Here is a 23,700-nt window from a genome sequence, read left to right as displayed (position 1 = left end):
CCAAGATGAAACTCAACAAGATGCTCGACGAGAAGACCATCATGACCCAGCAACGCGTCAATGGCTTTTTGCTCAAGACCGTGAAGAAGATCAAGTAAGCGCCACGCCGCAGAGCGCGCCGCCGCACGGCGGTGCGCTCACGCGCGTTTATGAGCAGTCGGCGCGGCAATGTACCGCCAGCCAGAGCGCATCCTGCGACACGGACTCGACGCGATGGCGGCAATGCGCCGGCAGACTCACCCAGTCGCCGGCCTTCAGCGCAAGCCGGCGGCCGTCGTCGAAGGCCAGCTCAGCGGTGCCCGCGAGCAGCACTACCCATTCGTCCTCGGCCTGCTCGTACCAGAACCCGGTCGGGCTGGCATGGCCGAAGGAAACGATGCGTTCGACGCGGCAGACGCGGTTGGCGAACAGAATCTCGAAAGCCTCTTCCCCGCGTGCGTCGGGACATTCCTCATAAAGATTGCCTTCGACGTGCGCACTCGAGCGTCGCCCAGTTCCCTCGCATTGATCAGGTTCCACGGGTACCGCCGCCGCAGCGGGCAGACGGCTCGTGGGCAGGCGGGATGGAAGCCGACTTCTCGATGCGGATTTCCTCGAGGACTCCATCACGACTGATCACGATTGCGGTACCTGTCTGCTCAGCCAATTCGCGAGCACGCAGCGCGGCACGCTGCATGGCCTGGGCCGACAAGCGCAGGTCGGTATCGCGTGCGGCTTCCAGTGGTTGTTTGTTCATGACTTCTCACTCCAGTCCAGCAGCACCGGCTCGGGTCCAGCATTGTCATCCCGGCGCCGTTCGGCCCGGCAATGATGATGACCTTCCTGTCATCAATCATGCTTCACCTTAGCGAAACACCACCGTCTTGTTCCCATGCACCAGCACGCGGTCTTCGAGGTGGTAGCGCAGGCCGCGGGCGAGCACGGTCTTCTCGATGTCCTTGCCGTAGCGCACCATGTCCTCGACCGCGTCCGAATGGTCTATGCGGATCACGTCCTGCTCGATGATCGGGCCCTGGTCGAGGTCGGCGGTGACATAGTGGCAGGTGGCGCCGATCAGCTTGACGCCCTTGTCCCAGGCCTGGTGGTAAGGCTTGGCGCCGACGAAGCTGGGCAGGAAGCTGTGGTGGATGTTGATGATGCGGCCCGGGTAGGCGGCGCACAGCGCGGGCGACAGGATCTGCATGTAGCGCGCCAGCACCATGGTGTCGCCGCGCACTTCCTCGAAGATGCGCTGCACCTCGGCGTAGGCGGCGGCCTTGTTGTCGGGCGTGACCGGCACGTGGTGGAAGGGGATGCCGTGCCACTCGACGAAGCCGCGGAAGGTGTCATGGTTCGAGATCACGCAGGCGATCTCGATGTCGAGCTCCTTCGACTGCCAGCGCGCGAGCAGGTCGTACAGGCAGTGCTCCTGCTTGCTCACCAGCACCACCACGCGCTTCTTGACCGCCGAGTCGGTGATCTTCCACGTCATCTCCAGCTCGTCGGCCAGGGGGCGGAACTTGTCGCGGAACTCGGCCAGGTGGAAAGGCAGCGAGTCGGCCTTGATCTCGATGCGCATGAAGTAGCGGCCGAGCGCCTCGCCCTCGCGCGGCGGCTCGGCGTGCAGCGAGGTCTCGAGAATCCAGCCCTTGTGCTCGGCGATGAAGCCGGAGACCTTGGCGACGATGCCGACGCGATCGGGGCAGGAGGCGGACAGGGTGTAGAAGCGTTCGCGGTGCATGGTGTGTGAAGGGCTCAGCCGGCGCGGGCAAAGGCTTTGTCGATCTCGGTGCGCAGGCTGGCGTAGTCGCGCACCACCGGGTATTGCGGAAACTCGCGCACCACGTTCTCGGGCGGGTGGAACAGGATGCCGCCGTGGGCTTCGCCCAGCATCGCGGTGTCGTTGTAGGAATCGCCCGCGGCCACGACCTTGAAGTTGAGTTCCTTGAAGCGCCTGACCGCCTCGCGCTTCTGGTCGGGCATGCGCAGGTGGTAGTTCACCAGGATGCCTTCGGCGTTGGCCTCGAGGCTGTGGCAGAACAGCGTCGGCAGGCCGAGCTGCTTCATCAGCGGCTTGGCGAACTCGTAGAAGGTGTCGGACAGGATCACCACCTGGTAGGTGTCGCGCAGGTCGTCGAGGAAGGCGCGTGCGCCTTCCATCGGCCCCATGCTGGCGATGACCTCCTGGATGTCGGGCAGGCCGAGCTGCTTCTGCGCCAGGATGTCCAGGCGGTACTTCATCAGGGTGTCGTAGTTGGGCTCGTCGCGGGTGGTGCGGCGCAGCTCGGGGATGCCGGTACGCTCGGCGAATTCGATCCAGATTTCGGGGACGAGCACACCTTCGAGGTCGAGACAGACGATACGCACCACACGCTCCTGAGGGCAGATACGGGGAAGCCGCGATTCTAGCAGGCTGCACGCCCACGCATTTGTCCGCGATAATCGGCGCACTTCGGCCCCTGAAGCGCCCGTGATCAAGCTCATTCCCGTCGCCCGGCTGCGGCCCGGCATGTACATCCACGACCTTCGCTGCGGCTGGCTGCAGCACGACTTCGTGCGCAACCGTTTCCTGCTCGGGGACGAGGACGATGTGCGCAAGGTGCGCGCGCTGGGCGTGGCGGCGGTCGAGGTGGATACCGAGCGCGGCCTCGACCCGGACACGCTGCCGACCGAGCCGACGGCGACGCCGGTCGCGGAAGCGGAGAACGCCGGCGGGACGGGCGACGGCCCACGGCTGCAGACCGCCTCGAAGGTCGCCAACCCCTTCGAGCGCGCCCGCGCCCTGCACCGCGAGGCCAGCGCCATCGTGCGCGACTTGCTCAACGACATCCGCCTCGGCAAGCAGATCGAGATCGAGAAGGTCGAACCCCTGGTCGAGCGCATCGTCGATTCCATCTTCACCCAGCAGGACGCGCTGCTGCCGCTCGCGCGCCTCAAGCAGCACGACAGCTACACCTTCCAGCACTCGGTGTCGGTGTGTGCGCTGATGACCGCCTTCGCCCGCACCCTGCAACTGCCGCGCGAGCTCATCCACGAGATCGCCGTCGGCGCGCTGCTGCACGACGTTGGCAAGGCGCGCGTACCGGACGAGATCCTGAACAAGCCGGGCAAGCTCACCGACGCCGAGTTCGACCGCATGAAGAGCCACGTCGTGCAGAGCAAGATCATCCTGCAGGCCACCCCGGGCATCAGCCAGATCGCCCTCGATGTGGCCGCCCAGCATCACGAGCGCTTCGACGGCACCGGCTACCCGAACAAGCTCAAGGGCGAGCAGATCAGCCTCTACGGCCGCATGGGGGCGATCGTCGATGTGTACGACGCGATCAGCTCGAACCGCGTCTATCACAAGGGCATGGCGCCCACCGAGGCGCTGCGCAAGCTGCTCGACTGGTCGGCGAACCACTTCGAGCCACGCCTGGTGAAGGCCTTCATCCGCTCGGTCGGCATCTACCCCACCGGCGCGCTGGTGCGGCTGGAAAGCAAGCGCCTGGCGGTGGTGCAGGCGCAGCACGCCGACAAGCCAATGCAGCCGACGGTGAAGGTGATCTTCCACACTGCCGGCCACTACCTGCGGCCCGAGGATGTCGACCTTCGCCGCTCACAGGACCGCATCGTCGGCCATGAGGATTTCACCGACTGGAACATCGACCCGGCCCGCTGGCTGGCGCAGTAGCTCGCGCCACTGCGCTCGAAGCGCAGCACAGTCAGTCGGCCGGGATCGCCTCCAGCGCCTCGTGCAGTTCCAGCCAGCGCAGCTCGGCCTCCTCGATGCGCTCGGCGAGTTCCGCCTGGCGCTTGTTGAGCGCCGGCACCTCGCCTGCCTGCGGGCCCGTATACAGCGCCGGATCGGCGAGCTTGTCGTCAAGCTCGGCCTTCTCCTTGTTCCACGCCGCCAGGCGCTTGTCGATCTGCTCGAGTTCCTTCACCAGCGGCCGGCGGGCGACCAGGCGGGCCTGGCGGTCGGCGGCGGCCTGGGCGCGGTCGGCCTTGCGCGCCGCCTTGTCGGCGGCCTGGTCGGGGCAGGCCGCGGCGGCGGCGACCTCGGCACGGCGGCTGGCGAGCCAGTCGCGATAGTCGTCGAGGTCGCCGTCGAAAGGCTGGATGCGGCCACCGTCGACGAGCAGGAAGCGGTCGCAGGTGGCGCGCAGCAGCGCGCGGTCGTGCGACACCAGCACCATCGCGCCCTCGTAGTCCTGCAGCGCCATCGTCAGCGCGTGACGCATCTCGAGGTCGAGGTGGTTGGTGGGTTCGTCGAGCAGCAGCAGGTTGGGCCGCTGCCAGATCAGCAGCGCCAGCGCCAGGCGCGACTTCTCGCCGCCCGAGAACGGCCCGCAGGGCGTGGTCGCCGGGGTGGAGGTGCCGCCCACGCCGTCGCCGCGGAAGTCGAAACCGCCCAGGTAGTCGCGCAGCTCCTGCTCGCGCGTGGCCGGGTCGAGGCGGACCATGTGCTGCAGTGCGGACTCGTCCGGGCGCAGGGTTTCCAGCTGGTGCTGGGCGAAGTAGCCGGTGGCCAGGCCCTTGCCTTCCAGGCGGCGGCCGCTGGCGAGCTGCAGCTCGTGGGCGAGCAGCTTGATCAGCGTCGATTTGCCGGCGCCGTTGCGCCCGAGCAGGCCGACGCGCTCGCCGGGGCGCAGGGTCAGCGTGATGCGCTCGAGCACCGTCTTGTCGCCATAGCCCACCGCGCCGTCCTCGATCTGCAGCAGCGGGTCGGGCGCCGGCGGCGCGTCGCGGAAGGCGAAGCTGAAGGGGGTGTCGACGTGCGCCGCGGCGATGCGCTCCATGCGCTCGAGCGCCTTGATCCGGCTCTGCGCCTGGCGCGCCTTGGTGGCCTTGGCGCGGAAGCGACGGATGTAGTCCTCCATGTGCGCGATGTCGCGCTGCTGCTTGTCGAACATCGCCTGCTGCTGCAGCAGGCGCTCGCCGCGCTGGCGCTCGAAGTCGGAATAGCCGCCGGTGTAGAGCGTGAGCTTCTGCTGCTCGATGTGGGCGATGTGGGTCACGCAGGCGTCGAGGAACTCGCGGTCGTGCGAGATCAGCAGCAGCGTGCCGCGGTAGTCGCGCAGCCAGGCCTCGAGCCAGATCACCGCGTCGAGGTCGAGGTGGTTGGTGGGTTCGTCGAGCAGCAGCAGGTCCGATCGGCACATCAGCGCCTGCGCCAGGTTCAGGCGCATGCGCCAGCCGCCGGAGAAATCCGCCACCGGGCGCTCGATGTCGGACTGCAGGAAGCCGAGGCCATCGAGCAGCGCGGCGGCGCGCGCACGCGCGGCGTAACCGCCGATCTCGTGCAGCCGCGCATGCAACTCGCCGATGTGCGCGCCATCGTGCGCCGCTTCGGCCGCCGCGAGCTCGGCCTCGATGCGGCGCTGCTCGGCGTCGCCGTCGAGCACGTAGTCGATCGCCGGCTGCGCCAGGCCGGGCGTCTCCTGGGCGACGTGAGCGATCACCCAGCCGGGCGGCATGTCGAGGTCGCCCTGGTCGGGGTGGAGCTGGTCGCGCAGCAGGGCGAACAGGCTGGACTTGCCGCTGCCGTTGGCGCCAGTGAGGCCGACCTTCCAGCCGGGGTGGATCTGCAGCGTGGCGGCCTCGATGAGGACCTTGGCGCCGCGCGCGAGGCGCAAATTACGAAGACTGATCACGAACGGATACACGGCCGCGGGGCCGCGGAATGAGGTAAAGGCGCTATTCTACGCGCCAGCCGAATCGCCTCAGGAACACCGTGCGCATGACTCGCTCCGCCCCCACCCTGCTTGCCCCGATCCGCTCCGCCGTGCTCGCCCTGCTGCTCGGCGCCGCCGCCCTGCCCGCCCTGGCCCAGACCGCGGCCAACGACGACGCCCGGCGCGCTGCCGACCGCGCCCGCATCGCCGCGCTGGAGGCCGAGGGCAAGGCCTTGCGCGCCCAGGCCGACGCCACCTTCGCCGCCGCCGAGGCGGCCTGCCACCAGCGCTTCCTGGTCAACCGCTGCATCGATCAGGCGCGCCAGGAGCGCCTGCAGACCATCCAGCGCGCGCGCGCGATCGAGGCCGAGGCGCGCCGTCTGACCCTGGCCGAGCGCCAGCGCAATGCCGAGGCGCTGATGGCCGAAGGCGCGCGCCCGCTCACGCCGGGCGAGGCGGCAAGCCCGGCCGAACCGACGCCGCTGCCCGCACTGCCCACCGCCTCGCCGACGCCGCCCAGCCCGGATGCCGCCATCGTGCCCTCGCCCGCGGCCGAACGCATCCGCGCCGAGCGCGAAGCGAGCAGCCGCGAAGCCGAGGCCGACGCGGCCCGTCGCCGCGCCGCTGCCGACGCCGAGCGCGCAGCCGCACGCCAGCGCAGCGCAGAAGAAGCTGCCCGCCGTGCCGAACAGGCCGAGCGCGACCGCGCGCGCTACGACGAGCGCCTGCGGCGGTACGAAGAAGAACAGGCGCAGAAGAAGAAGTAAGCGACAAGCAGGCGCCCTAGGCGGGCGCGCCTTCAGGCCGTCTCGGCCCGCGCCCACGCGAGCGCGTCCTCGAGGCGGTCATTGCCCCAGAACAGCTCGTCGCCGACGCGAAAGCTCGGCGCGCCGAACAGGCCCAGCTCGGCCGCGCGCTCGGTCTGGCAGCGCAGCGCGAGCTTGTTGGCATCGGACTGCGCACGCGCCATGACCTCGCCCACCGGCAGGCCGAGCGTGGCGAGGATGTCCTCGATCACCGCCGGCTCACCGATCTCGCGGTCCTCGGCGAAATTGGCCGTCATCACCGCGCGCGCGAAGGGTGCCACCCAGCCGTCCTCGACGCCGATCAAGGCCACCCGGGCGGCAAGCAGGCCATTGCGCGGGAAGCGGCTGGGCCGGTGGAAGGGCAAGCCCTCCCGGGCCGACAGGCGCTCGAGGTCGCGCCACATGTAGCGGCCCTTGGGCGGGTAGATGTTGAAGGGCGAATCGTTCCAGCCCAGCGCGAGAAAGACCGGTCCGAGCAGGAAGGGCTTCCATGCCACCTCCACCCCGGCGGCCTCGGCCGCGCGCTCGATGCGCATCACCGACAGGTAGGAATAGGTGCTGGCGAACTCGAACCAGAACTCGACGACGGGACGGGGCATGGCCGCAGCTCCATACGGGAGGAGCTGCCACTATAGAACATCGGCACGACGTCGACGGATGGACACGCCGACGCCGTCGGTCTGGTCCAGGATGCCCGGCTTGCTGACACTCACCGCCACGGCCTTGAGCGCAAAACGGCCGAGCAGGGTGTCGGCGACCTGCTGCGCGAAGGCCTCCAGCAGATGACTGCGGTTCTGCTTTGCCAGCCGGCGCACGGTGGCCGCCACTTCGGCGTAATCGATTGCATCATCGAGCTTGTCACTGAAACAACTGCGCGAATGGGCCGCGTCCAGTTCGAGATCGATCTCGAGCGTCTGCCGCCATTCGCGCTCGTGCGCGTAGGCGCCGATCACCGCCTCCGCACGCAGGCCGCGGATGTAGATGCGGTCATCCCCATCGGGGACCGACAAGGGGATCGAGACGACGTCCTCGGGTAGCTCACGGAAAGGGGCGATGAGATCAAGGTTCATGCTGGGCAGCCTGCGCAGGGAGGGTTAGGGATCGCCGCCGGCGGCGCATGCACGCGGCCGGCGGCGAAGACTCAACGGGCAACGAAGACGCCGTACTCCTCGCTGGCGTCGAGCAGCCAGCGGTACAGGTAGTCGGCGAAGCTGCGCCGGATGATCAGCTCCCACTGCGCCTCGCCCACCCGGCGTATCACCGCCGTGCTCTTGGCGAAGGTCGTGCTGATGCCCTTGCCCACCGGGAAGCTGCGCGGATGGAAGTCATAGCCGGCCGACTTCATCAGCACTTCGCGCGCCGCGGGGCCGCTCAGCTCGAGCAGGGTCTGCGCACCGCTGACCTGCATCACCGCATAGTGGCCTTGCAGCGCCTGACGCAGGCGCTGCTCGGTGGCGAAGTCCTCGCCTTGCGGCACGACGATCAGCCACTCGTCGGGCGACACCCACTGCACACTGAGGCCGCGCGCATCGTCGCGCGACACCGGCCCCACCTTCAGCGGCAGCGGCACGCCGAGGGCCGCCTCGACACCGGCGCAAAAGGCCTCGTCGGCCGCGTTGCCGCGCAGGATCAGGTGGCCGAGGAAGGCGCGCTCGCGCAGCACCACGCCGGCGTTCTGGGCCGAGGCCTCGGTGGCCACCGTGACGCGGCAGAGGGAGAGGGGCGACTCGGCGCGGACCGCCGCCGTCGGGTGGGCATCGAACAGTGCGACATCAGACATGATGGCGGGCTCCTTGGGGATCGTAGAAGACGGGACTGACCACTTCGGCGGCATGGACCTTGCCGTCGGCCATCGGCAGATAGACGGTCTGGCCGATGCGCTGGCTGCCGCCCTTGACCAGGGCAAGCGCGAAGCCATGACCCAGGTTGGGGCTGAAATAGCTGGAGGTGACATGACCCACCATCGGCATCGGGATCCTGATCTCCTTGTCGAGCACGATCTGGGCCCCTTCCTGCAGCACCACCTGCGGGTCGAGCGGCTTGAGGCCGACGAGCTGCTTGCGGTCGTCACGCCGGGTGTCGGGTCGGGTCAGCGCACGCCGACCGATCCACGAGTAGGGCTTCTTGTAGCCCACGCACCACTGCATGCCGAGGTCTTCCGGCGTCACCGAGCCGTCGGTTTCCTGGCCGATGATGATGAAGCCCTTCTCCGCGCGCAGCACGTGCATGGTCTCGGTGCCGTAAGGCGTCAGGTTGTACTTGGCGCCCTTGTCGAACAGCGCCTTCCACACGTGCATCGCATAGTTGGCCTGGACGTTGATCTCGTACGACAGCTCGCCGGTGAAGGAGATGCGGAAGATGCGCGCCGGCACGCCGGCGACCTTGGCCTCGCGCCAGTCCATGTAGCCGAAGGCCTCGGCGGACACATCGATGTCGACCAGCTCGGCGAGCAGCTTGCGCGCGTTGGGACCGGTCACCGTCATCGCCGCCCAGTGGTCGGTGGTGGAGTTGAAGTAGACCTCCAGGTCGGGCCACTCGGTCTGGTGCCACATCTCCATCCAGTCCAGCACGCCCGCGGCGCCGCCGGTGGTGGTGGTCATGTGGAAGTGGTTGTCGGCCAGGCAGGCGGTCACGCCGTCGTCCATCACCATGCCGTCGTCCTTGCACATGAGGCCGTAGCGGCACTTGCCCGGCTCGAGCTTGGTCCAGGCGTTGGTGTACAGGCGGTTGAGGAACTCGCGCGCATCCTTGCCCTGGATCTCGATCTTGCCCAGCGTGGAGGCGTCGAGGATGCCGACGCTCTCACGCACGGCGCGCGACTCGCGCTGCACGGCGTCGTGCATCGACTCGTTGCCGCGCGGGAAGTACCACGGCCGCATCCACTGCCCGACTTCCTCGAACTTCGCCCCGCGCTCGACGTGCCAAGCATGCAGCGCAGTGTAGCGGCGCGGGTCGAAGAACGCGTCGCAGTGCCGGCCGGCGATGGCGCCGAAGGTGATCGGCGTGTAGTTCGGGCGGAACACCGTGGTGCCGGTGTCCGGGATCGTCTGCTGGGTGACGCGCGCCGCGATCGCCATGCCGTTGATGTTGCCGAGCTTGCCCTGGTCGGTGCCGAAGCCCAGGCCGGTATAGCGCTTGACGTGCTCGATCGCCTCGAAGCCCTCGCGCGTAGCCAGCTCGATGCCGGCCGCGGTGACGTCGTTCTGCTGATCGACGAACTGCTTGGGCGCACGCATCGCCGGCTTGGTGTGCGGCACCTGGTACAGCGCCACCGGCTTGCCCTCGCGCACCGGCGCCACCACCGGCAGGGTGAAGGTGCTGGCAGTGAGGCCGGTCTCGGCCGCGGCGCGCACGCCGTTCTCGAAACCGTCGGCGAGCGCATCGCGCAGCGTCCAGCGGCCATTGACGCCGCCGACCGGGATCTGGCCTGGCACGCCGCCGGAGACGAAGCCCAGCAGGTCGTCGCGCCACACCGGGCGACGGCCCGTGTGCGCGGCAAGGTGGACGACCGGGCTGTAGCCGCCCGAGCTGGCGATGGTGTCGCAGGCCAGCTCCTGGGTGCTGCCCCTGACGCTGAAGCCCTTGATGTCGATCGCGGCAACCACGGCGGTGTTGACGCGCTTCTTGCCCTGCGCCTCGATCACCGCACTGCCGGTGATGATGCGGATGTTGCGCGAACGCGCCGCCGCGACCAGCTCGCCGTCGGGCGTGTCACGCGCATCGACGATGGCCACCACCTCGCGCCCGGCGTCGTGCCAGTCGAGCGCGGCGCGGTAGGCATGATCGTTGGTGGTCGACAGCACCAGGCGCTGGCCCGGCACCACGCCGTAGCGGCGGATGTAGGTCGACACCGCGCCGGCAACCAGGTTGCCCGGCACGTCGTTGCGGGCATACACCAGCGGGCGCTCGTGGGTGCCGGTGGCGAGGACCACGCGGCCGGCGCGCACCTTGTGCATGCGGGCACGGGACTGGCGGCGGCCGTTGGCGAGCGGCGCAAGGTCGGCCAGGTGCTCGGTGCGGCGCTCGTGCAGGGTCACGAAGTTGTGGTCGTGGTAGCCATTGGCGGTGGTGCGCGGCAGCAGCAGCACGTCGGGCAGCGCGGCCAGCTCGGCCAGCACCTTGGCCACCCACTCTTCGGCCGGCTTGCCGTCGATCTGCTCGCGGCTGTCGAGCAGCGAGCCGCCCATCTCCTCCTGCTCGTCGCACAGGATCACGCGCGCACCGCTGCGGGCCGCGGCCAGCGCGGCGGCAAGCCCCGCCGGACCGGCACCGACCACCAGCACGTCGCAGTGATGGTTCATGTGGTCGTAGATGTCCGGGTCCTTCTCGACCGGGCTGCGGCCCAGGCCGGCGGCCTTGCGGATGTACTGCTCGTACTTCGGCCACGCCGAGGCCGGCGACATGAAGGTCTTGTAGTAGAAGCCCGGCGGCATGAACTGGCCGCCGAGCTGGCCGATCACGCCCATCAGGTCGCGGTTGACGTTGGGCCAGCCGTTGGTGCTCTTGGCCACCAGGCCGTCGTACAAGGCCTGCTGGGTGGCGCGCACGTTGGGCACCTGGCCGGCTTCGGTGGCGCCGAGCTGGACGATGGCATTGGGCTCGTCGGCGCCGGCGGTGACCAGGCCGCGCGGACGGGCGTACTTGAAGCTGCGGTTGAGCACATCGACGCCGTTGGCGAGCAGCGCCGAGGCCAGTGTGTCGCCGGCGTAGCCCTGGTAGCTGACGCCGTTGAAGGTGAAGCGCAGCGGACGCTTGCGGTCGATGCGGCCGCCGGTGCCGAGACGGTTGCGTTGGCTCATTTTGCCGCTCCCTGGTTGGAGGCCTGTGCGGAGGCCTGGGCCTTGCGCGATTCGGCGGTGACCGACGGCTGCTGGCCAGGCTTGTAGGTTTCGAGGATTTCGTAGCTGACGGTGTCGCGGGTGACGTTGAAGAACTTGCGGCAGCCGGCGGCGTGGAACCACTGCTCGTGGTGCAGGCCGCGCGGGTTCTTGCGGAAGAACAGGTAATTGCCCCAGTCCTCGTCACTGGTGTGCTCCGGGTCGGCCGGGCGCGCGATGTGCGCCTCGCCCTTGGGCCGGAACTCCTCTTCCTCGCGATATTCGTCGCAGTGGGGGCAGTAGATGTGCAGCATGGTGTCCTGCTCCTGTCAGTGCGCGACGCCGGCAGCGCCGTGCTCGTCGATGAGTTTTCCGGAGATGAAGCGGTCGATCGTGAACGGTGCGGCGAGCGGATGCGCCTTGCCGTCGGCGAGCGTGGCCGCGAACACGTGGCCCGAGCCCGGGGTGGCCTTGAAGCCGCCGGTACCCCAGCCGCAGTTGAAGAACAGGCCGCCGACCGGGGTGGCCGAGATGATCGGGCAGGCGTCGGGCGTGGTATCGACGATGCCGCCCCACTGCCGGTTCATGCGCACGCGCGAGAAGATCGGGAACAGCTCGACGATGGCCTGCAGGGTGTGCTCGATCGTCGGGTAGCTGCCGCGCTGGCCGTAGCCGTTGTAGCCGTCGATGCCGGCGCCGATGACGAGGTCGCCCTTGTCCGACTGGCTGATGTAGCCATGGACGTGGTTGGACATCACCACGGTGTCGAGGATGGGCTTCATCGGCTCGGACACCAGGGCCTGCAGCGGGTGGGATTCCACCGGCAGCTTGAAGCCGGCCATCTTGGCCAGCACGCCCGAGTTGCCGGCGGTGACCACGCCGATGGTCTTGCCGCCGATGAAGCCGCGGTTGGTCTCGACGCCGAGCACCTTGCCGCCGCTGATGCGGAAACCGGTCACTTCGGTCTGCTGCAGCAGGTCGACGCCGAGCGCATCGGCGCCGCGGGCGAAGCCCCAGGCCACCGCGTCGTGGCGGGCGACGCCGGCGCGCGGCTGCCAGGACGCGCCCAGCACCGGATAGCGGCGGTTGGCCGAGCAGTCCATGTGCGGCACGATCTCCTGGATCTGCTTGACGTCGAGCACCTCGCCGTCGATGCCGTTCAGGCGGTTGGCGTTGACCCGCCGATGGATGTCGCGCATGTCCTGCAGGGTGTGGCCGAGGTTCATCACGCCGCGCTGCGAGAACATGACGTTGTAGTTGAGGTCCTGCGACAGGCCCTCCCACAGCTTCATCGCGTGCTCGTACAGCCAGGCGGCCTCGTCCCACAGGTAGTTCGAGCGCACGATGGTGGTGTTGCGCGCGGTGTTGCCGCCGCCCAGCCAGCCCTTCTCGATCACCGCGACATTGGTGATGCCGTGCACCTTGGCCAGGTAGTAGGCGGTGGCCAGGCCGTGCCCGCCGCCGCCGACGACGATGACGTCGTACTCGTGCTTGGGCACCGGGTTGCGCCACATGCGCTGCCAGTTCTCGTGATGGCTGAGGCCGTGCTTGAGGAGCCCGAAGCCGGAATAGTGTTGCATGACGATCTCCTTGTGCTGTGAGGCGCTGCGCTCAGCACTCGATAACATTCACGGCTAGCCCGCCGCGGGATGTTTCCTTGTATTTGTCCTTCATGTCGCGGCCGGTGTCGCGCATGGTCTTGATGACCTTGTCGAGCGACACGAAGTGCTTGCCATCGCCCCGGAGGGCCATGCGCGCGGCATTGATCGCCTTGATCGCGCCCATCGCGTTGCGCTCGATGCAGGGCACCTGCACCAGGCCGCCGACCGGGTCGCAGGTCAGGCCGAGGTTGTGCTCCATGCCGATCTCGGCGGCGTTCTCGACCTGCTCCGGCGTGCCGCCGAGCACCTCGGTCAGCGCCCCGGCCGCCATCGAGCAGGCGACGCCGACCTCGCCCTGGCAGCCCACTTCGGCGCCGGAGATGGACGCGTTCTCCTTGAACAGGATGCCGATCGCGGCCGCCGTCAGCAGGAAGCGCACCACGCCGTCCTCGTTGGCGCCGGGCACGAAGCGGTAGTAGTAGTGCAGCACCGCCGGGATGATGCCGGCCGCGCCATTGGTGGGCGCGGTGACGACGCGCCCGCCGGCGGCGTTCTCCTCATTGACCGCCAGCGCGTACAGGTTGACCCAGTCCATGGTGGTGAGCGGATCGCGCAGCGCGGCCTCGGGGGCGCTCGACAGGCTGCGGTAGAGCTCGGCCGCACGGCGGCGCACCTTCATGCCGCCGGGCAGCACGCCCTCGACCTCGCAGCCGCGGCGCACGCAGGCCTGCATCACCTTCCAGATGTGCAGCAGGCCGTTGCGCGTCTCGGCCTCGCTGCGCCAGGCCTTCTCGTTCTCCAGCATCAGGCGGCTGATGGAGAGCTCGTTGACCGCGCACTGCGTCAGCAGCTGGTCGCCGTTGCGGAAGGGATAGGGCAGCTCGGTCGTGTCCTGCACGATGCGGTCGGCACCGGCCGCTTCCTCATTGACGACGAAGCCGCCGCCGACCGAGTAATACACCCGGTTCGCCAGCTCCACCTCCTGTTCCCCGTAGGCGATCAGGCGCATGCCGTTAGGGTGGTAAGGCAGGCTCTGGCGGCGCAGGAAGACGAGATCGGTCTTCTCCACGAAATCCACCGCCTGCATGCCGAGCAGGGACAGCTTGCGCGTCTCGCGGATGCGGGCGAGCCGCTCGTCGATGCTGTCCGGATCGATGAGGTCGGGGGCCTCGCCCTCGAGGCCGAGCATCACCGCCTTGTCGCTGCCGTGGCCCTTGCCGGTGGCGCCGAGCGAGCCGTACAGCTCGGCGCGCACACGGCGCACCTGGGCCAGCACGCCTTCCTCCTGCAGCCGGGTGACGAAGGTCAGCGCGGCGCGCATCGGTCCCACGGTGTGGGAACTCGACGGCCCGATGCCGACCTTGAACATCTCGAATACGCTGATGGCCATCGTCGTTCTCCTGGCGCGGCGATCAGCGGCTGGCGGGATAGACGGGGAAGCGGGCACACAGCGCGGAAGCCTTCTCGCGCACCGCGGCGATCACCGACGCGTCGTCGATGTTGTCGAGCACGTCGCAGATCCAGTGCGTCAGTTCCTTCGCTTCCGCTTCCTTGAAACCGCGGCTGGTGATCGCCGGCGTGCCGATGCGGATGCCGCTGGTGACGAAGGGCGATTGCGGATCGTTGGGCACGGCGTTCTTGTTCACCGTGATGTGGGCGGCGCCCAGCGCGGCATCGGCGGCCTTGCCGGTGATGCCCTTGGCGACCAGGTCGACCAGGAAGAGGTGGTCGTCGGTGCCGCCGGAGACGATCTTGTAGCCGCGCTCGATGAACTCGCCCGCCATCGCCCGTGCATTCTTCAGCACCTGCGCCTGGTAGGCCTTGAACTCGGGCTGCAGCGCTTCCTTCAGCGCGACGGCCTTGGCGGCGATGACGTGCATCAGCGGTCCGCCCTGGATGCCGGGGAAGACGATCGAGTTGAGCTTCTTTTCCAGATCCGGGTTGGAGCGCGCCAGGATCAGGCCGCCACGCGGGCCGCGCAGGGTCTTGTGAGTGGTGGTGGTGACGACGTCGGCGAAAGGCACCGGGTTGGGGTAGAGGCCGGCCGCGACCAGGCCGGCGACGTGCGCCATATCCACGAACAGGTAGGCACCGACGGCGTCGGCGATGTCACGGAAACGCTTCCAGTCGATGATGCGCGAGTAGGCCGAGAAGCCGGCGACGATCATCTTGGGCTTGTGCTCGCGCGCCAGCGCTTCGACCTGGTCGTAGTCGATCTCGCCGGTGGTTTCATTGAGGCCGTACTGCACGGCCTTGTAGATCTTGCCCGAGAAGTTGACCTTGGCGCCGTGGGTCAGGTGGCCGCCGTGGGCCAGGCTCATGCCCAGCACGGTGTCGTGCGGCTCGAGCAGCGCCATGTACACCGCGGCATTGGCCTGCGAGCCGGAGTGCGGCTGCACGTTGGCGAAGTCGGCACCGAACAGCGCCTTGGCACGGTCGATCGCGAGCTGCTCGACCACATCGACGTGCTCGCAACCACCGTAGTAGCGCTTGCCGGGATAGCCCTCGGCGTACTTGTTGGTGAGCACGCTGCCCTGTGCTTCCAGCACACGCGGGCTGGTGTAGTTCTCGGAAGCGATCAGTTCGATGTGCGATTCCTGGCGGGCGAATTCCGCGTCCATCGCGGCCTTGAGCTCGTCGTCGAAACCTGCGATGCGGTCGGTCATGGCAAACATGTCGGGTTGTCTCCTGGTTGGTATGGGCGTCCGCCCGGCGGCGGCAGGTGCGTCGAATCGCGACCTGTTGGAGACGGATCTTAGGAACATCGCCCCACGACCTTTTGCCTGTATCCGTCACCGCTTTGTCCGGGAAAGACCGATGCAGCGCCACTTTTCCGGAAGCGACATGCGGTGTCGGTTTTGCCCTCGAGGGGCGCGTATGAAGTTTGTAAATGTACGCATCACAAGCCTGCACAAGCTTGCACAAATCGCCGCAACGCCATTTACACCGCGTCCCTAGTCTCCGTATCGACCGCAAGGTCACGCACACATAGGAGACATTCATGAGCAACAAAACGATAAAGCGGCCGACGCTCGGCCTGGCCCTGCTACCCATCGTCCTGACCCTGGGCGTGCTGGGCATCCAGCTCTTCCACTTCAAGGACTTCACGCCGCACATCCCGCTCGCCTTCGGCCTGGCCATCACCGCCGCCCTGGGCTGGCTGCAGGGCCACCGTTGGCAGGACATGGAGGCCGGCGCGCTGCGCGTGGTCACCATCGGCCTGCAGTCGGTCGCGATCCTTATGGTGGTGGGCATGATCATCGGCACCTGGATCGCCAGTGGCACCGTGCCCTACATGATTCACGCCGGCCTGCAACTGCTGACCCCCGCCTGGTTCCTGGCCGCCGGCATGCTGCTGTGCGCGGTGGTGTCGGTGTCGCTGGGCACCTCGTGGGGCACGGTCGGCACCGTCGGCCTGGCGCTGATGGGCATCGGTGCCGGCTTCGACATCCCGATGTACTGGACTGCGGGCGCGGTCGTGTCCGGCGCCTTCTTCGGCGACAAGATCTCGCCGCTGTCCGACACCACCAACCTCGCCCCCGCGGTGACCGGCACCAACCTGTTCGATCACATCCGCAACATGATGCCGACCACCGTGCCGGCGATGCTGATCGCCTTCGTCATCTACCTGGTCGCGGGCTACAACCTGATCGACGGTCGCCCGGTGGACTTCGCCAAGATCACCGCCATCACCCAGGGCATCGAAAGCCAGTTCACCCTGAGCTGGATCGTGCTGCTGCCCGCCGCACTGGTGCTGGTGCTGGCGCTGAACAAGATGCCGGCCATTCCCTCGCTGTTCGCCGGCGCCGTGGCCGGCGGCGTGGTCGCCCTCTTCGTCCAGGGTACGGGGCTGCATGAGGTCTTCACCTACATGCACAGCGGCTTCAAGCTGGAGTCGGGCATCACCGAGATCGACAAGCTGCTGAACCGCGGCGGCATCGAATCGATGACCTGGGTCATCACCCTGGTGCTGATCGCGCTCGGCTTCGGTGGCGCGCTCGAGCACACCCGCTGCCTCGAAGTCATTGTCGAGGCGCTGCTCAAGCGCACCCGCAGCTTCGGTTCGATGCAGGCGGCCGCCACCGGCACCGCCGTGGCCACCAACCTGGTCGCCGGCGACCCCTACCTGTCGATCGCGCTGCCGGGCCGCATGTTCGCGCCGACCTACCGCGGCAAGGGCTACTCGACGCTGAACCTGTCGCGCGCGGTGGAAGAAGGCGGCACCCTGGTATCGCCGCTGGTGCCCTGGAACGCCGGTGGCGCGATCGTCATCACCGCGCTCGGCCTGGGCATCTCGGACGGCCAGTTCGAGAACCTGCTGTACATTCCGCTCGCCTTCGCGTGCTGGATGTCCCCGGTGATCGGCATCGCTTATGCTTACCTGGGTTGGTTCTCTCCCAAGGCGAGCGCCGCCGAGCAGCAACGCTGGCGCGACCTGGGCGAAGCCATCCAGACCATCGACACGAACCCTGGCGTGAGGCTGCAACCCAGCTACGCTGCCAGTTGATCCGCCGTCGGCGGCCCGGGGCCAGCTGCCCCGCGGCCGCGCGGCCGCGGAGCGGAGCACAAGGCGCGGCATGAGCACCAGCGAGCAGTCCAAGACCCCACTCCTGAGCGCACCCTCTGGAAGCAGGCCCTTCAACAGCAGCCTGCGCCACAGCAACCAGGCCTATCTGCGGGCCCGCCAGAGCGACAGCGACCACCCGCCGATCAGCCGGCGCATCGCCTTCGTGCTGCTCGAGCACTTCTCGATGATGGCCTTCACCGGCGCGGTGGACGCCATCGTCACCGCCAACCTGCTGAGCCGTAACCCGCTCTACCGCTTCCAGGCCATCAGCCTCGAGGGCGGCGCCGTCCTCAGCGACCTCGGCATCAGCATCGCGGCCGATGCCGAACTGCAGGCGCTCGACGCCACCGAGCTCGACATGCTGATCGTCTGCGGCGGCTATCGCTCCGACCTCAATCCGCCGCGCGCCGTCCTCGACCGCCTGAAAGCCATCGCACGCAAGGGCGCTACGATGGGCGCGCTGTGGAACGGCAGTTGCGTGCTGGCCAAGGCCGGCCTGCTCGACGGCTACGCGTGCACGGTGCACCCCGAGAGCCGGGCCGGGCTGGAGGAGGACTGCCCGCGCGTCAAGCTGCTGCCGACGCCCTTCGTCATCGACCGCGACCGCATCTCCTCGGCCGGCGCCAACAGCGCGCTGGGCATGATGCTGGCCGTGATCCGCCATCAGCACGGCGACGACGTGGTGCGCGGCATCGAGGAGATCCTCGCCTGCGACCGCGGCCCGGAGGACATCCCCGACCGCCCGATGCCGGTACTCGAAGGCAGTGCGGCCCTGCCCGACGCCTTGCGCGCCATCCTCAAGCTGATGGAAAGCAACATCGAGGAGCCGCTCGCCATCGACGACCTCGCCCATTACGCGCAGGTTTCGCGGCGCCAGATCGACCGCCTCTTCCACCGCTACATGAAGAGCACGCCGTCGCGCTACTACCTGGAGCTGCGCATCACCCGCGCCCGCCGCCTGCTGCTGCAGACCAATGCGCCGATCACCAGCATCGCCATTGCCTGCGGCTTTACCGGCGCGCCGCACTTCAGCCGCTGCTACCGCGACTTCTTCGGCGTGTCGCCGTCCAAGGCGCGCTCGACCCAGCGCCTGTAGGCGCGACCCGGGCGCCGCCGCTCAGCCCGGCGGGGTCGCCGCGGCCAAATCGCGGGCGCGCGCCAGGTCGGCCGCGAAGCGGGCCGACAAGTCGGCGAGCAGCGCGCGACACGCCGCCGGTTCGTCCGCCGCCGCCCTGCCTTCGAGCGTCCGCAGGCAGCGGCCGCAGGTATTCAGCCCAAGCAGCTCGCAACTGCCGGCCAGCTTGTGCGCGATCGCCTCGGCCTCATAGAGATCCTCGCGCTGCAAGGCCTCGGCCAGTTGCACGAGGGCAGGGTCCGTCTGCGACTCGAGTTGCGCGAGCAGCGCCAGCAGCCGCGCCGGGCCGAACACCGACGCGTGGGTGGCGAGCAGGCGGCGGTCGATGTCGCCCGCCGGCACCTCGGCCGCGGCTGCGAGCGACGCGCCCGCGCTGCGCGTGACGCTGGCCAGGGTCTGGCGCAGGGTCTCGAGCCGGATCGGCTTGGCCACCACCGCGTCCATGCCGCTGTCGAGGTAATGGCGGATGTCCTCCGGCGCCACGCTGGCGGTCAGCGCCACGATCGGCGTGCCCGCGTTCAGGTTGTCGGTGTCGCCGCGGATCCGGCGTGCGACCTCCGCCCCGCTCATGCCGGGCAGGTGCATGTCCATCAGGATGGCGTCGAAGCCCTGCTGCCGGCACAGCGCGAGGGCCTGCTGGCCGTTCTCGGCGCTGAACACCAGGTGGCCGACGTTCTCCAGCAGGCCGACCAGCACCTCGCGGTTGATGGCGACATCCTCCACCAGCAGCAGGCTCAGGCTGGGCCACGCCGGGGCGGCGCTCGCATCCGCCGTCGCGCCGTCGGCCGCGACCTCGATGACATCTGGCGCACACTGCAAGGGCAGCTCGAACCAGAACCGGCTGCCCACGCCCGGCGTGCTCGACACCTCGAGCGTGCCACCCATGCTCTCGACCAGCTTGCGGCAGATGGCCAGGCCCAGGCCGGTGCCGCCGAAGCGGCGGGTGATGCTCTCGTCCGCCTGGGTGAAGCGCTCGAAGATGCGCTCGAGCTGCGCCGCCTCGATGCCGATGCCCTGGTCCTCGACCTCGAAGCGCAGCCGCCCGCCCTCCTCCCCGGGAGCCGGGCGCACGCGCAGCGTGACCTGCCCCGCGGCGGTGAATTTGATCGCGTTCGCAAGCAGGTTGGCGATGACCTGGCGCAGGCCGCCGACGCTGCCACACCAGGCATCCGGCAAGGCGGCGTCCACCTCGGCCACCAGTGCCAGCCCCTTCTGCCGGGCAGCTACGTCGACCAGTTGCCGTTGGCCGTCCACCAGTTGCCGCAACGAGAAGCCGACCGACTCCGGCAGGTAGGCGCCCTCCTCCAGCCGCGCGTAGTCCAGCACCTGGTTCAAGGTCGCCAGCAGCGCCTCGCCGGACTGGTGCAGCAGCTCCAGTTGCGCCCCGATCGCCGCCGGCAGGCGGCGCTGGCGCAGGAGCTGGATCATCCCCAGCATGCCGTTCATCGGCGTGCGGATCTCGTGGCTCATGGTGGCGAGGAACTGCGACTTGGCCTGGTTGGCGGCCTCCGCCGCCTCCTTCGCCGCACGCAGGCTGCGGGTGCGCTTCTCGACCCGGTCCCGGAGCTGGTCACGGCTGGCGACGAGCTGCTCCTGCACGCGCTGGCGGCGGGCCATCTCCTGGCGGATGGCGAGCTGCATGTCATTGACCGCAGCCACCACCGCATCGAGTTCGTCCGGGGTCGTGGTCGGGGTGCGCGCCAGCGCCAGGGGCGCATCGAACTGCCCCTCGCCCAACTGGCGGGCGTGGCGCGCCATGCTCTCGAGGTGGCGGGTGACCAGCCACTGGAAGATCACCACCAGCACCCCGGCAATCATCAGGATGGTCAGCGACTGGCTGAGGAAGATGGTGAGGCCGCTCCAGCCGAGCCGTGCCGCCACCGCGTCGAGGTCGATCTGCACCACCAGCCGGCCGAGCTCGCGCACGCCGTCGGGCGCGGCGTGGCTGAGGACGAAGGCATGCTCGCGGGTCGACACCGGCGGCGCCCGACCGGGCAGACGCACGTCGCCGATCTGAGTGGCCTCCGCGCCCTCCAGGCGCAGGCCGCCGACGTCGGGGATGTAGAGGATGCCCTGCATCTGCAGGCGCAACTGCTCGTCGTCCACGTCCCACAGGCTGCGGGCGAGGCTGGCGACATAGCCGCTGCGGATCAGTTCGAGGCGCTGATCGATCTGGCGCATCTCGCGCTGGTATTCGATACCCACCTGCAGCACGGTCGACAGCAGCGCAAAGCCGAGGCTGCAGGCCAGCACGTACATCGTCAGCCGATGCGCGAGCGGATGCGCCTGGCGGTAGCCGGGCAACTGGCGCAGGTACTGCCGGAGCCAGTGTCTAATCGCCATGGTCCGCCGCCATCGGCTCGGCCAGGTAGCGCTCGGCCTGCTGCCGGGCGCGGCGCGCGATGCTGCCGTCGGCATGCAGGGCAGCCAGGCGGCGATCGATCTCGGGCAGCAGGGCTTCGAGCGCGGAGCCCTTGCGTACCGCGACGTGGTAGTACTCGGTGACCAGGGCCTGCGGCAACGCCATGACGCGCTCGTCATAGCCCAGGCGGCGGCTTTGCAAGCGGCCGGTGTCGCGCCCGATCGGCATGAAGTCGATGCGCCCGAGCACGAGCTTGCGTACGTTCTGGCGGCCGGTGGACACCCGTTCGACCCTCAGCGCCGTCTCGGCAAAACGGTCGAAGCGCTCACCGAAGCTGTCGCCCAGCAACAGGCCGACGGTGCGTCCGCGCAGGTCGTCCCAGTCGTCGAAGGCAAATGCGCGGTCGCGGCGCACGAACAGCACGATCGGATCGGCGACGACGTACTGGCCGGAAAAGGCGAACTGCTGCTCGCGCTCGCGGTTGCGGTAGGCGGCGACGACGATGTCCGCCCGCCCCGCGCCCACTTCGAGCAGGCAGCGCTTCCAGTTGCCGAAGGCCTCGAGGCGCACGCGCAGCCCCAGCTCGCCGAACAGCTCGCGCACCAGCGTCGGCGCCAGCCCGCGCAGCTCTCCCGCTGCCACCCAGGACACCGGCGGATAGGCGGGATGACCACAGGCGATCAGTTCGCGCGCGGCGGCCGGCACCGCGGCTACAGACAGCAGCAGCGCGCACAGCAGGCGCCTCATGCGCGCGGGCGCGCCGAGGGGTTGAAGCGGTAGCCCGCCCCGTGCACGGTGAGGATGATCTTCGGGTTGGCCGCGTCGTCATGCAGCTTGCGCCGCAGGCGGCCGACCAGCACGTCGACCGTGCGGTCGCTCGGCACCCATTCCCGGTTACGGATCTGGTCCAGCAGGGCGTCGCGGCTCATGGTCTGCCCCGGATGGGCGAGGAAGGCACGCAGGAGCTGGAACTCGCCCTCGGTCAGCGCCGTGACCGCGCCATCGGCGTGGGCGAGCTGGCGGGCGTCTTCGTGCAGCACTGCGCCCTCGCACACGGGCACGGCCAGCGGCGCCGGCACCGCCGGCGCGGCGGATGCGACTGCACCGGCCTGGCGCACGCGCCGAATCAGGTTTTTCGCCCGCGCCAGGATCTCGCGCGGATTAAAGGGCTTGGTGACGTACTCGTCCGCCCCGCACTCGAGGCCGATGATGCGCTCAACCTCGTCCTGGCGCCCGGACACCAGGATGATGCCGACCTCGGAGCGCACCCGCAGCTCGCGCGTCAGCGTGAGGCCGTCCTTGCGCGGCAGGCGGATGTCGAGCAGCACGAGGTCGACCGCTTCGGCCGCCAGCTGCTGCTCGGCCTCTTCGGCGGTGCCGGCTTCGCGAACCTCGTAGCCCTCGGCAAGGAAATAATCCACCAGGCAGGCGCGGGTGAGGGCATCGTCATCGACGACAAGAACCTTTGCATCAAGGGGCATGCACATTCACTCGATCATGCAGCGATTCACTCGCCGGCTCGGGCTGGCACAGACCTGGACGCACGGAAGCGGTCCCGGCGCGCATTGTCCGCTTGAAGCTAACACGCGCAATCGGACCGGGTTTGCCCGGACTGGACAGTGAGTTGCCCTATCCCGCCATCGAGCGCTCCACGCATCGACGCGACAGCCACCGTGAATAGTTGTCCTTTAAGACATCAATGCAGCTCGATTCCTGATTGGACGTCAATTATCCGCATCCGTAATCTTTGAACTGCCTGAGGGCAATGCCCGAACCGGCCAGCGCAAGACAGCGGTTACCGGAAACTTGATATCCACCCCTAAAGGAGTACGAAAGATGTCCAACGATCTGCAGAGCATGCTCGACCAAGCCTTCGCCCAAGCCACCAAGCTCTACCAGGAGCGCGGCTTCCAGCGCCGTGTCGGTTTCGGCAAGCGCCCCGCCCTGGTGAGCGTCGACCTCGCCAACGCCTGGACCCGCCCGGGCAACCCCTTCACCTGCGAGAAGATCGACGAGGAGATCATCCCCGGCATGCAGCGCCTGCTCGCCGCCTTCCGCGAGCGCGGCTTCCCGGTCGTGCATGTGACCACCTGCTACCAGGTCAATGACCGCAGCAACCCCAACACCGACATGGGCCTGTGGCACAACAAGATCCCGGTCGACGTCGTTGCCCAGGCCGACGAGAACCTGTGGGCGATCGATTCGCGCATCGCGCCGATCGAAGGCGAGCAGGTCCTGATCAAGAAGCACGCGAGCTCCTTCCAGGGCACCTATCTGGCCGGCTTCCTGCGCGCCGCCGGCGTCGACACCGTGCTGGTGACCGGCGTCACTGCCTCGGCCTGCGTGCGCACCACGGTGTGCGACGCGATGGCCGAAGGCTTCCGCCCGATCGCCGTGCGCGAATGCATCGGCGACCGCATCCCCGGTGCCGTGGCCTGGAACCTGTTTGACATCGACGCCAAGTTCGGCGACGTGGAGTCGGTTGATCGCTGCGTCGAATACGTGATGAGCGTCGGCCGCGAGACGGATGCACCCGAAGCGGCAAAGCAGAAGGCCAGCCTCGCTGCGACCTGAGGCCTTGCGCCGCAGCTGACGGCTGACGTCTCCTCCCCTTCCCTGCCTCTTCGCTCTCCCGGGCGAAGAGGCAGGGATTTTTTTGTCCCTCGGGTTGGATCGACAATGACTTCCCGGGCGGCATGAGGCGCCGACATGGTCGGCCCACCCGAGTTCGACAGTTACGCTCGCAAGTATTTGTTTTTGCTAGAGCGCACTTTAA

Annotated in this window: 21 protein-coding genes; 5 read left to right on the top strand and 16 right to left on the bottom strand. The window is 68.4% G+C overall.

Annotated features, from left to right (window positions below; all coding sequences use genetic code 11):
• Positions 1-147: 147 nt before the first annotated feature.
• The 4 genes from PLC66_RS19255 to thrH all read right to left on the bottom strand — a co-directional run bounded on the left by PLC66_RS19255 (position 148) and on the right by thrH (position 2,346).
• Positions 148-519: a cupin domain-containing protein gene (locus PLC66_RS19255; RefSeq protein ID WP_503012243.1), complete on the bottom strand. Its 372-nt coding sequence runs from the start codon at positions 517-519 to the stop codon at positions 148-150.
• Complete coding sequence (locus tag PLC66_RS19250; RefSeq protein ID WP_324543525.1) at positions 509-736, bottom strand: hypothetical protein; 228 nt, start codon at positions 734-736, stop codon at positions 509-511. The genes PLC66_RS19255 and PLC66_RS19250 overlap by 11 nt, the downstream gene beginning before the upstream one ends.
• A gap of 108 nt (positions 737-844) precedes the next feature.
• A complete protein-coding gene (gene purU, locus PLC66_RS19245) occupies positions 845-1,720 on the bottom strand; it encodes a formyltetrahydrofolate deformylase (RefSeq protein ID WP_324543523.1) in 876 nt (291 codons plus the stop codon).
• A 14-nt stretch (positions 1,721-1,734) separates the two neighbouring features.
• A complete protein-coding gene (gene thrH, locus PLC66_RS19240) occupies positions 1,735-2,346 on the bottom strand; it encodes a bifunctional phosphoserine phosphatase/homoserine phosphotransferase ThrH (RefSeq protein WP_324543521.1) in 612 nt (203 codons plus the stop codon).
• Positions 2,347-2,449: 103 nt separating this feature from the next.
• Between thrH and PLC66_RS19235 the strand changes: the two genes are divergently transcribed.
• Entirely contained in the window at positions 2,450-3,652 is a 1,203-nt protein-coding gene (locus tag PLC66_RS19235) for an HD-GYP domain-containing protein (protein WP_324543519.1), read from the top strand.
• Between the two features lie 31 nt (positions 3,653-3,683).
• On the opposite strand, the gene PLC66_RS19230 is transcribed toward PLC66_RS19235, so the two are convergent.
• Complete coding sequence (locus tag PLC66_RS19230; RefSeq protein ID WP_324543517.1) at positions 3,684-5,615, bottom strand: ATP-binding cassette domain-containing protein; 1,932 nt, start codon at positions 5,613-5,615, stop codon at positions 3,684-3,686.
• 86 nt (positions 5,616-5,701) lie between these two features.
• On the opposite strand from PLC66_RS19230, the gene PLC66_RS19225 reads away from it, so the two are divergent.
• Positions 5,702-6,403: a hypothetical protein gene (locus PLC66_RS19225; protein ID WP_324543515.1), complete on the top strand. Its 702-nt coding sequence runs from the start codon at positions 5,702-5,704 to the stop codon at positions 6,401-6,403.
• A 32-nt stretch (positions 6,404-6,435) separates the two neighbouring features.
• On the opposite strand, the gene PLC66_RS19220 is transcribed toward PLC66_RS19225, so the two are convergent.
• The 8 genes from PLC66_RS19220 to glyA all read right to left on the bottom strand — a co-directional run bounded on the left by PLC66_RS19220 (position 6,436) and on the right by glyA (position 15,535).
• Positions 6,436-7,041 carry a 2-hydroxychromene-2-carboxylate isomerase gene (locus tag PLC66_RS19220; RefSeq protein WP_324543513.1) on the bottom strand — a complete coding sequence of 202 codons (606 nt, stop codon included), beginning with the start codon at positions 7,039-7,041 and terminating at the stop codon, positions 6,436-6,438.
• A 30-nt stretch (positions 7,042-7,071) separates the two neighbouring features.
• Positions 7,072-7,512: a dihydroneopterin aldolase gene (folB, locus tag PLC66_RS19215; protein ID WP_324543511.1), complete on the bottom strand. Its 441-nt coding sequence runs from the start codon at positions 7,510-7,512 to the stop codon at positions 7,072-7,074.
• 71 nt (positions 7,513-7,583) lie between these two features.
• Complete coding sequence (locus tag PLC66_RS19210) at positions 7,584-8,222, bottom strand: sarcosine oxidase subunit gamma (RefSeq protein ID WP_324543509.1); 639 nt, start codon at positions 8,220-8,222, stop codon at positions 7,584-7,586.
• The gene (locus PLC66_RS19205; RefSeq protein ID WP_324543507.1) at positions 8,215-11,241 is read right to left on the bottom strand and encodes a sarcosine oxidase subunit alpha family protein; all 3,027 of its coding nucleotides are present in this window, start codon (positions 11,239-11,241) and stop codon (positions 8,215-8,217) included. The genes PLC66_RS19210 and PLC66_RS19205 overlap by 8 nt, the downstream gene beginning before the upstream one ends.
• A complete protein-coding gene (locus PLC66_RS19200; RefSeq protein WP_324543505.1) occupies positions 11,238-11,573 on the bottom strand; it encodes a sarcosine oxidase subunit delta in 336 nt (111 codons plus the stop codon). The genes PLC66_RS19205 and PLC66_RS19200 overlap by 4 nt, the downstream gene beginning before the upstream one ends.
• A 15-nt stretch (positions 11,574-11,588) precedes the next feature.
• A complete protein-coding gene (locus PLC66_RS19195) occupies positions 11,589-12,839 on the bottom strand; it encodes a sarcosine oxidase subunit beta family protein (RefSeq protein ID WP_324543503.1) in 1,251 nt (416 codons plus the stop codon).
• Between the two features lie 31 nt (positions 12,840-12,870).
• The gene (locus tag PLC66_RS19190) at positions 12,871-14,250 is read right to left on the bottom strand and encodes an L-serine ammonia-lyase (protein ID WP_324543501.1); all 1,380 of its coding nucleotides are present in this window, start codon (positions 14,248-14,250) and stop codon (positions 12,871-12,873) included.
• A 22-nt stretch (positions 14,251-14,272) separates the two neighbouring features.
• Positions 14,273-15,535, bottom strand: coding sequence for a serine hydroxymethyltransferase (glyA, locus tag PLC66_RS19185; RefSeq protein ID WP_324543499.1), 1,263 nt, complete (start codon positions 15,533-15,535; stop codon positions 14,273-14,275).
• Positions 15,536-15,861: 326 nt separating this feature from the next.
• Here glyA and nhaC point away from each other — a divergent pair, with 326 nt between their 5' ends.
• Both nhaC and PLC66_RS19175 read left to right on the top strand, forming a co-directional pair.
• The gene (gene nhaC / locus PLC66_RS19180; RefSeq protein WP_324543497.1) at positions 15,862-17,367 is read left to right on the top strand and encodes a Na+/H+ antiporter NhaC; all 1,506 of its coding nucleotides are present in this window, start codon (positions 15,862-15,864) and stop codon (positions 17,365-17,367) included.
• A 70-nt stretch (positions 17,368-17,437) separates the two neighbouring features.
• Entirely contained in the window at positions 17,438-18,523 is a 1,086-nt protein-coding gene (locus PLC66_RS19175; protein ID WP_324543495.1) for a GlxA family transcriptional regulator, read from the top strand.
• A gap of 21 nt (positions 18,524-18,544) precedes the next feature.
• Here the strand turns inward: PLC66_RS19175 and PLC66_RS19170 are convergent, their stop codons facing one another.
• From PLC66_RS19170 to PLC66_RS19160, 3 genes are read right to left on the bottom strand one after another with little or no spacing between them, the layout of a single operon-like run.
• A complete protein-coding gene (locus tag PLC66_RS19170; RefSeq protein WP_324543494.1) occupies positions 18,545-20,905 on the bottom strand; it encodes an ATP-binding protein in 2,361 nt (786 codons plus the stop codon).
• A complete protein-coding gene (locus PLC66_RS19165; protein ID WP_324543492.1) occupies positions 20,895-21,671 on the bottom strand; it encodes a substrate-binding periplasmic protein in 777 nt (258 codons plus the stop codon). The genes PLC66_RS19170 and PLC66_RS19165 overlap by 11 nt, the downstream gene beginning before the upstream one ends.
• Positions 21,668-22,411: a response regulator gene (locus PLC66_RS19160; protein WP_503012242.1), complete on the bottom strand. Its 744-nt coding sequence runs from the start codon at positions 22,409-22,411 to the stop codon at positions 21,668-21,670. The genes PLC66_RS19165 and PLC66_RS19160 overlap by 4 nt, the downstream gene beginning before the upstream one ends.
• 349 nt (positions 22,412-22,760) lie before the next feature.
• Between PLC66_RS19160 and PLC66_RS19155 the strand changes: the two genes are divergently transcribed.
• Positions 22,761-23,498, top strand: coding sequence for an isochorismatase family protein (locus PLC66_RS19155; protein WP_324543488.1), 738 nt, complete (start codon positions 22,761-22,763; stop codon positions 23,496-23,498).
• Positions 23,499-23,700: the final 202 nt, after the last annotated feature.

The organism is Thauera sp. (assembly GCF_035444905.1).
Classification (GTDB): Bacteria; Pseudomonadota; Gammaproteobacteria; order Burkholderiales; family Rhodocyclaceae; genus Thauera.
Note: the sequence above shows the minus strand (reverse complement) of the source record. Positions and strands in the feature narration are given on the sequence as shown.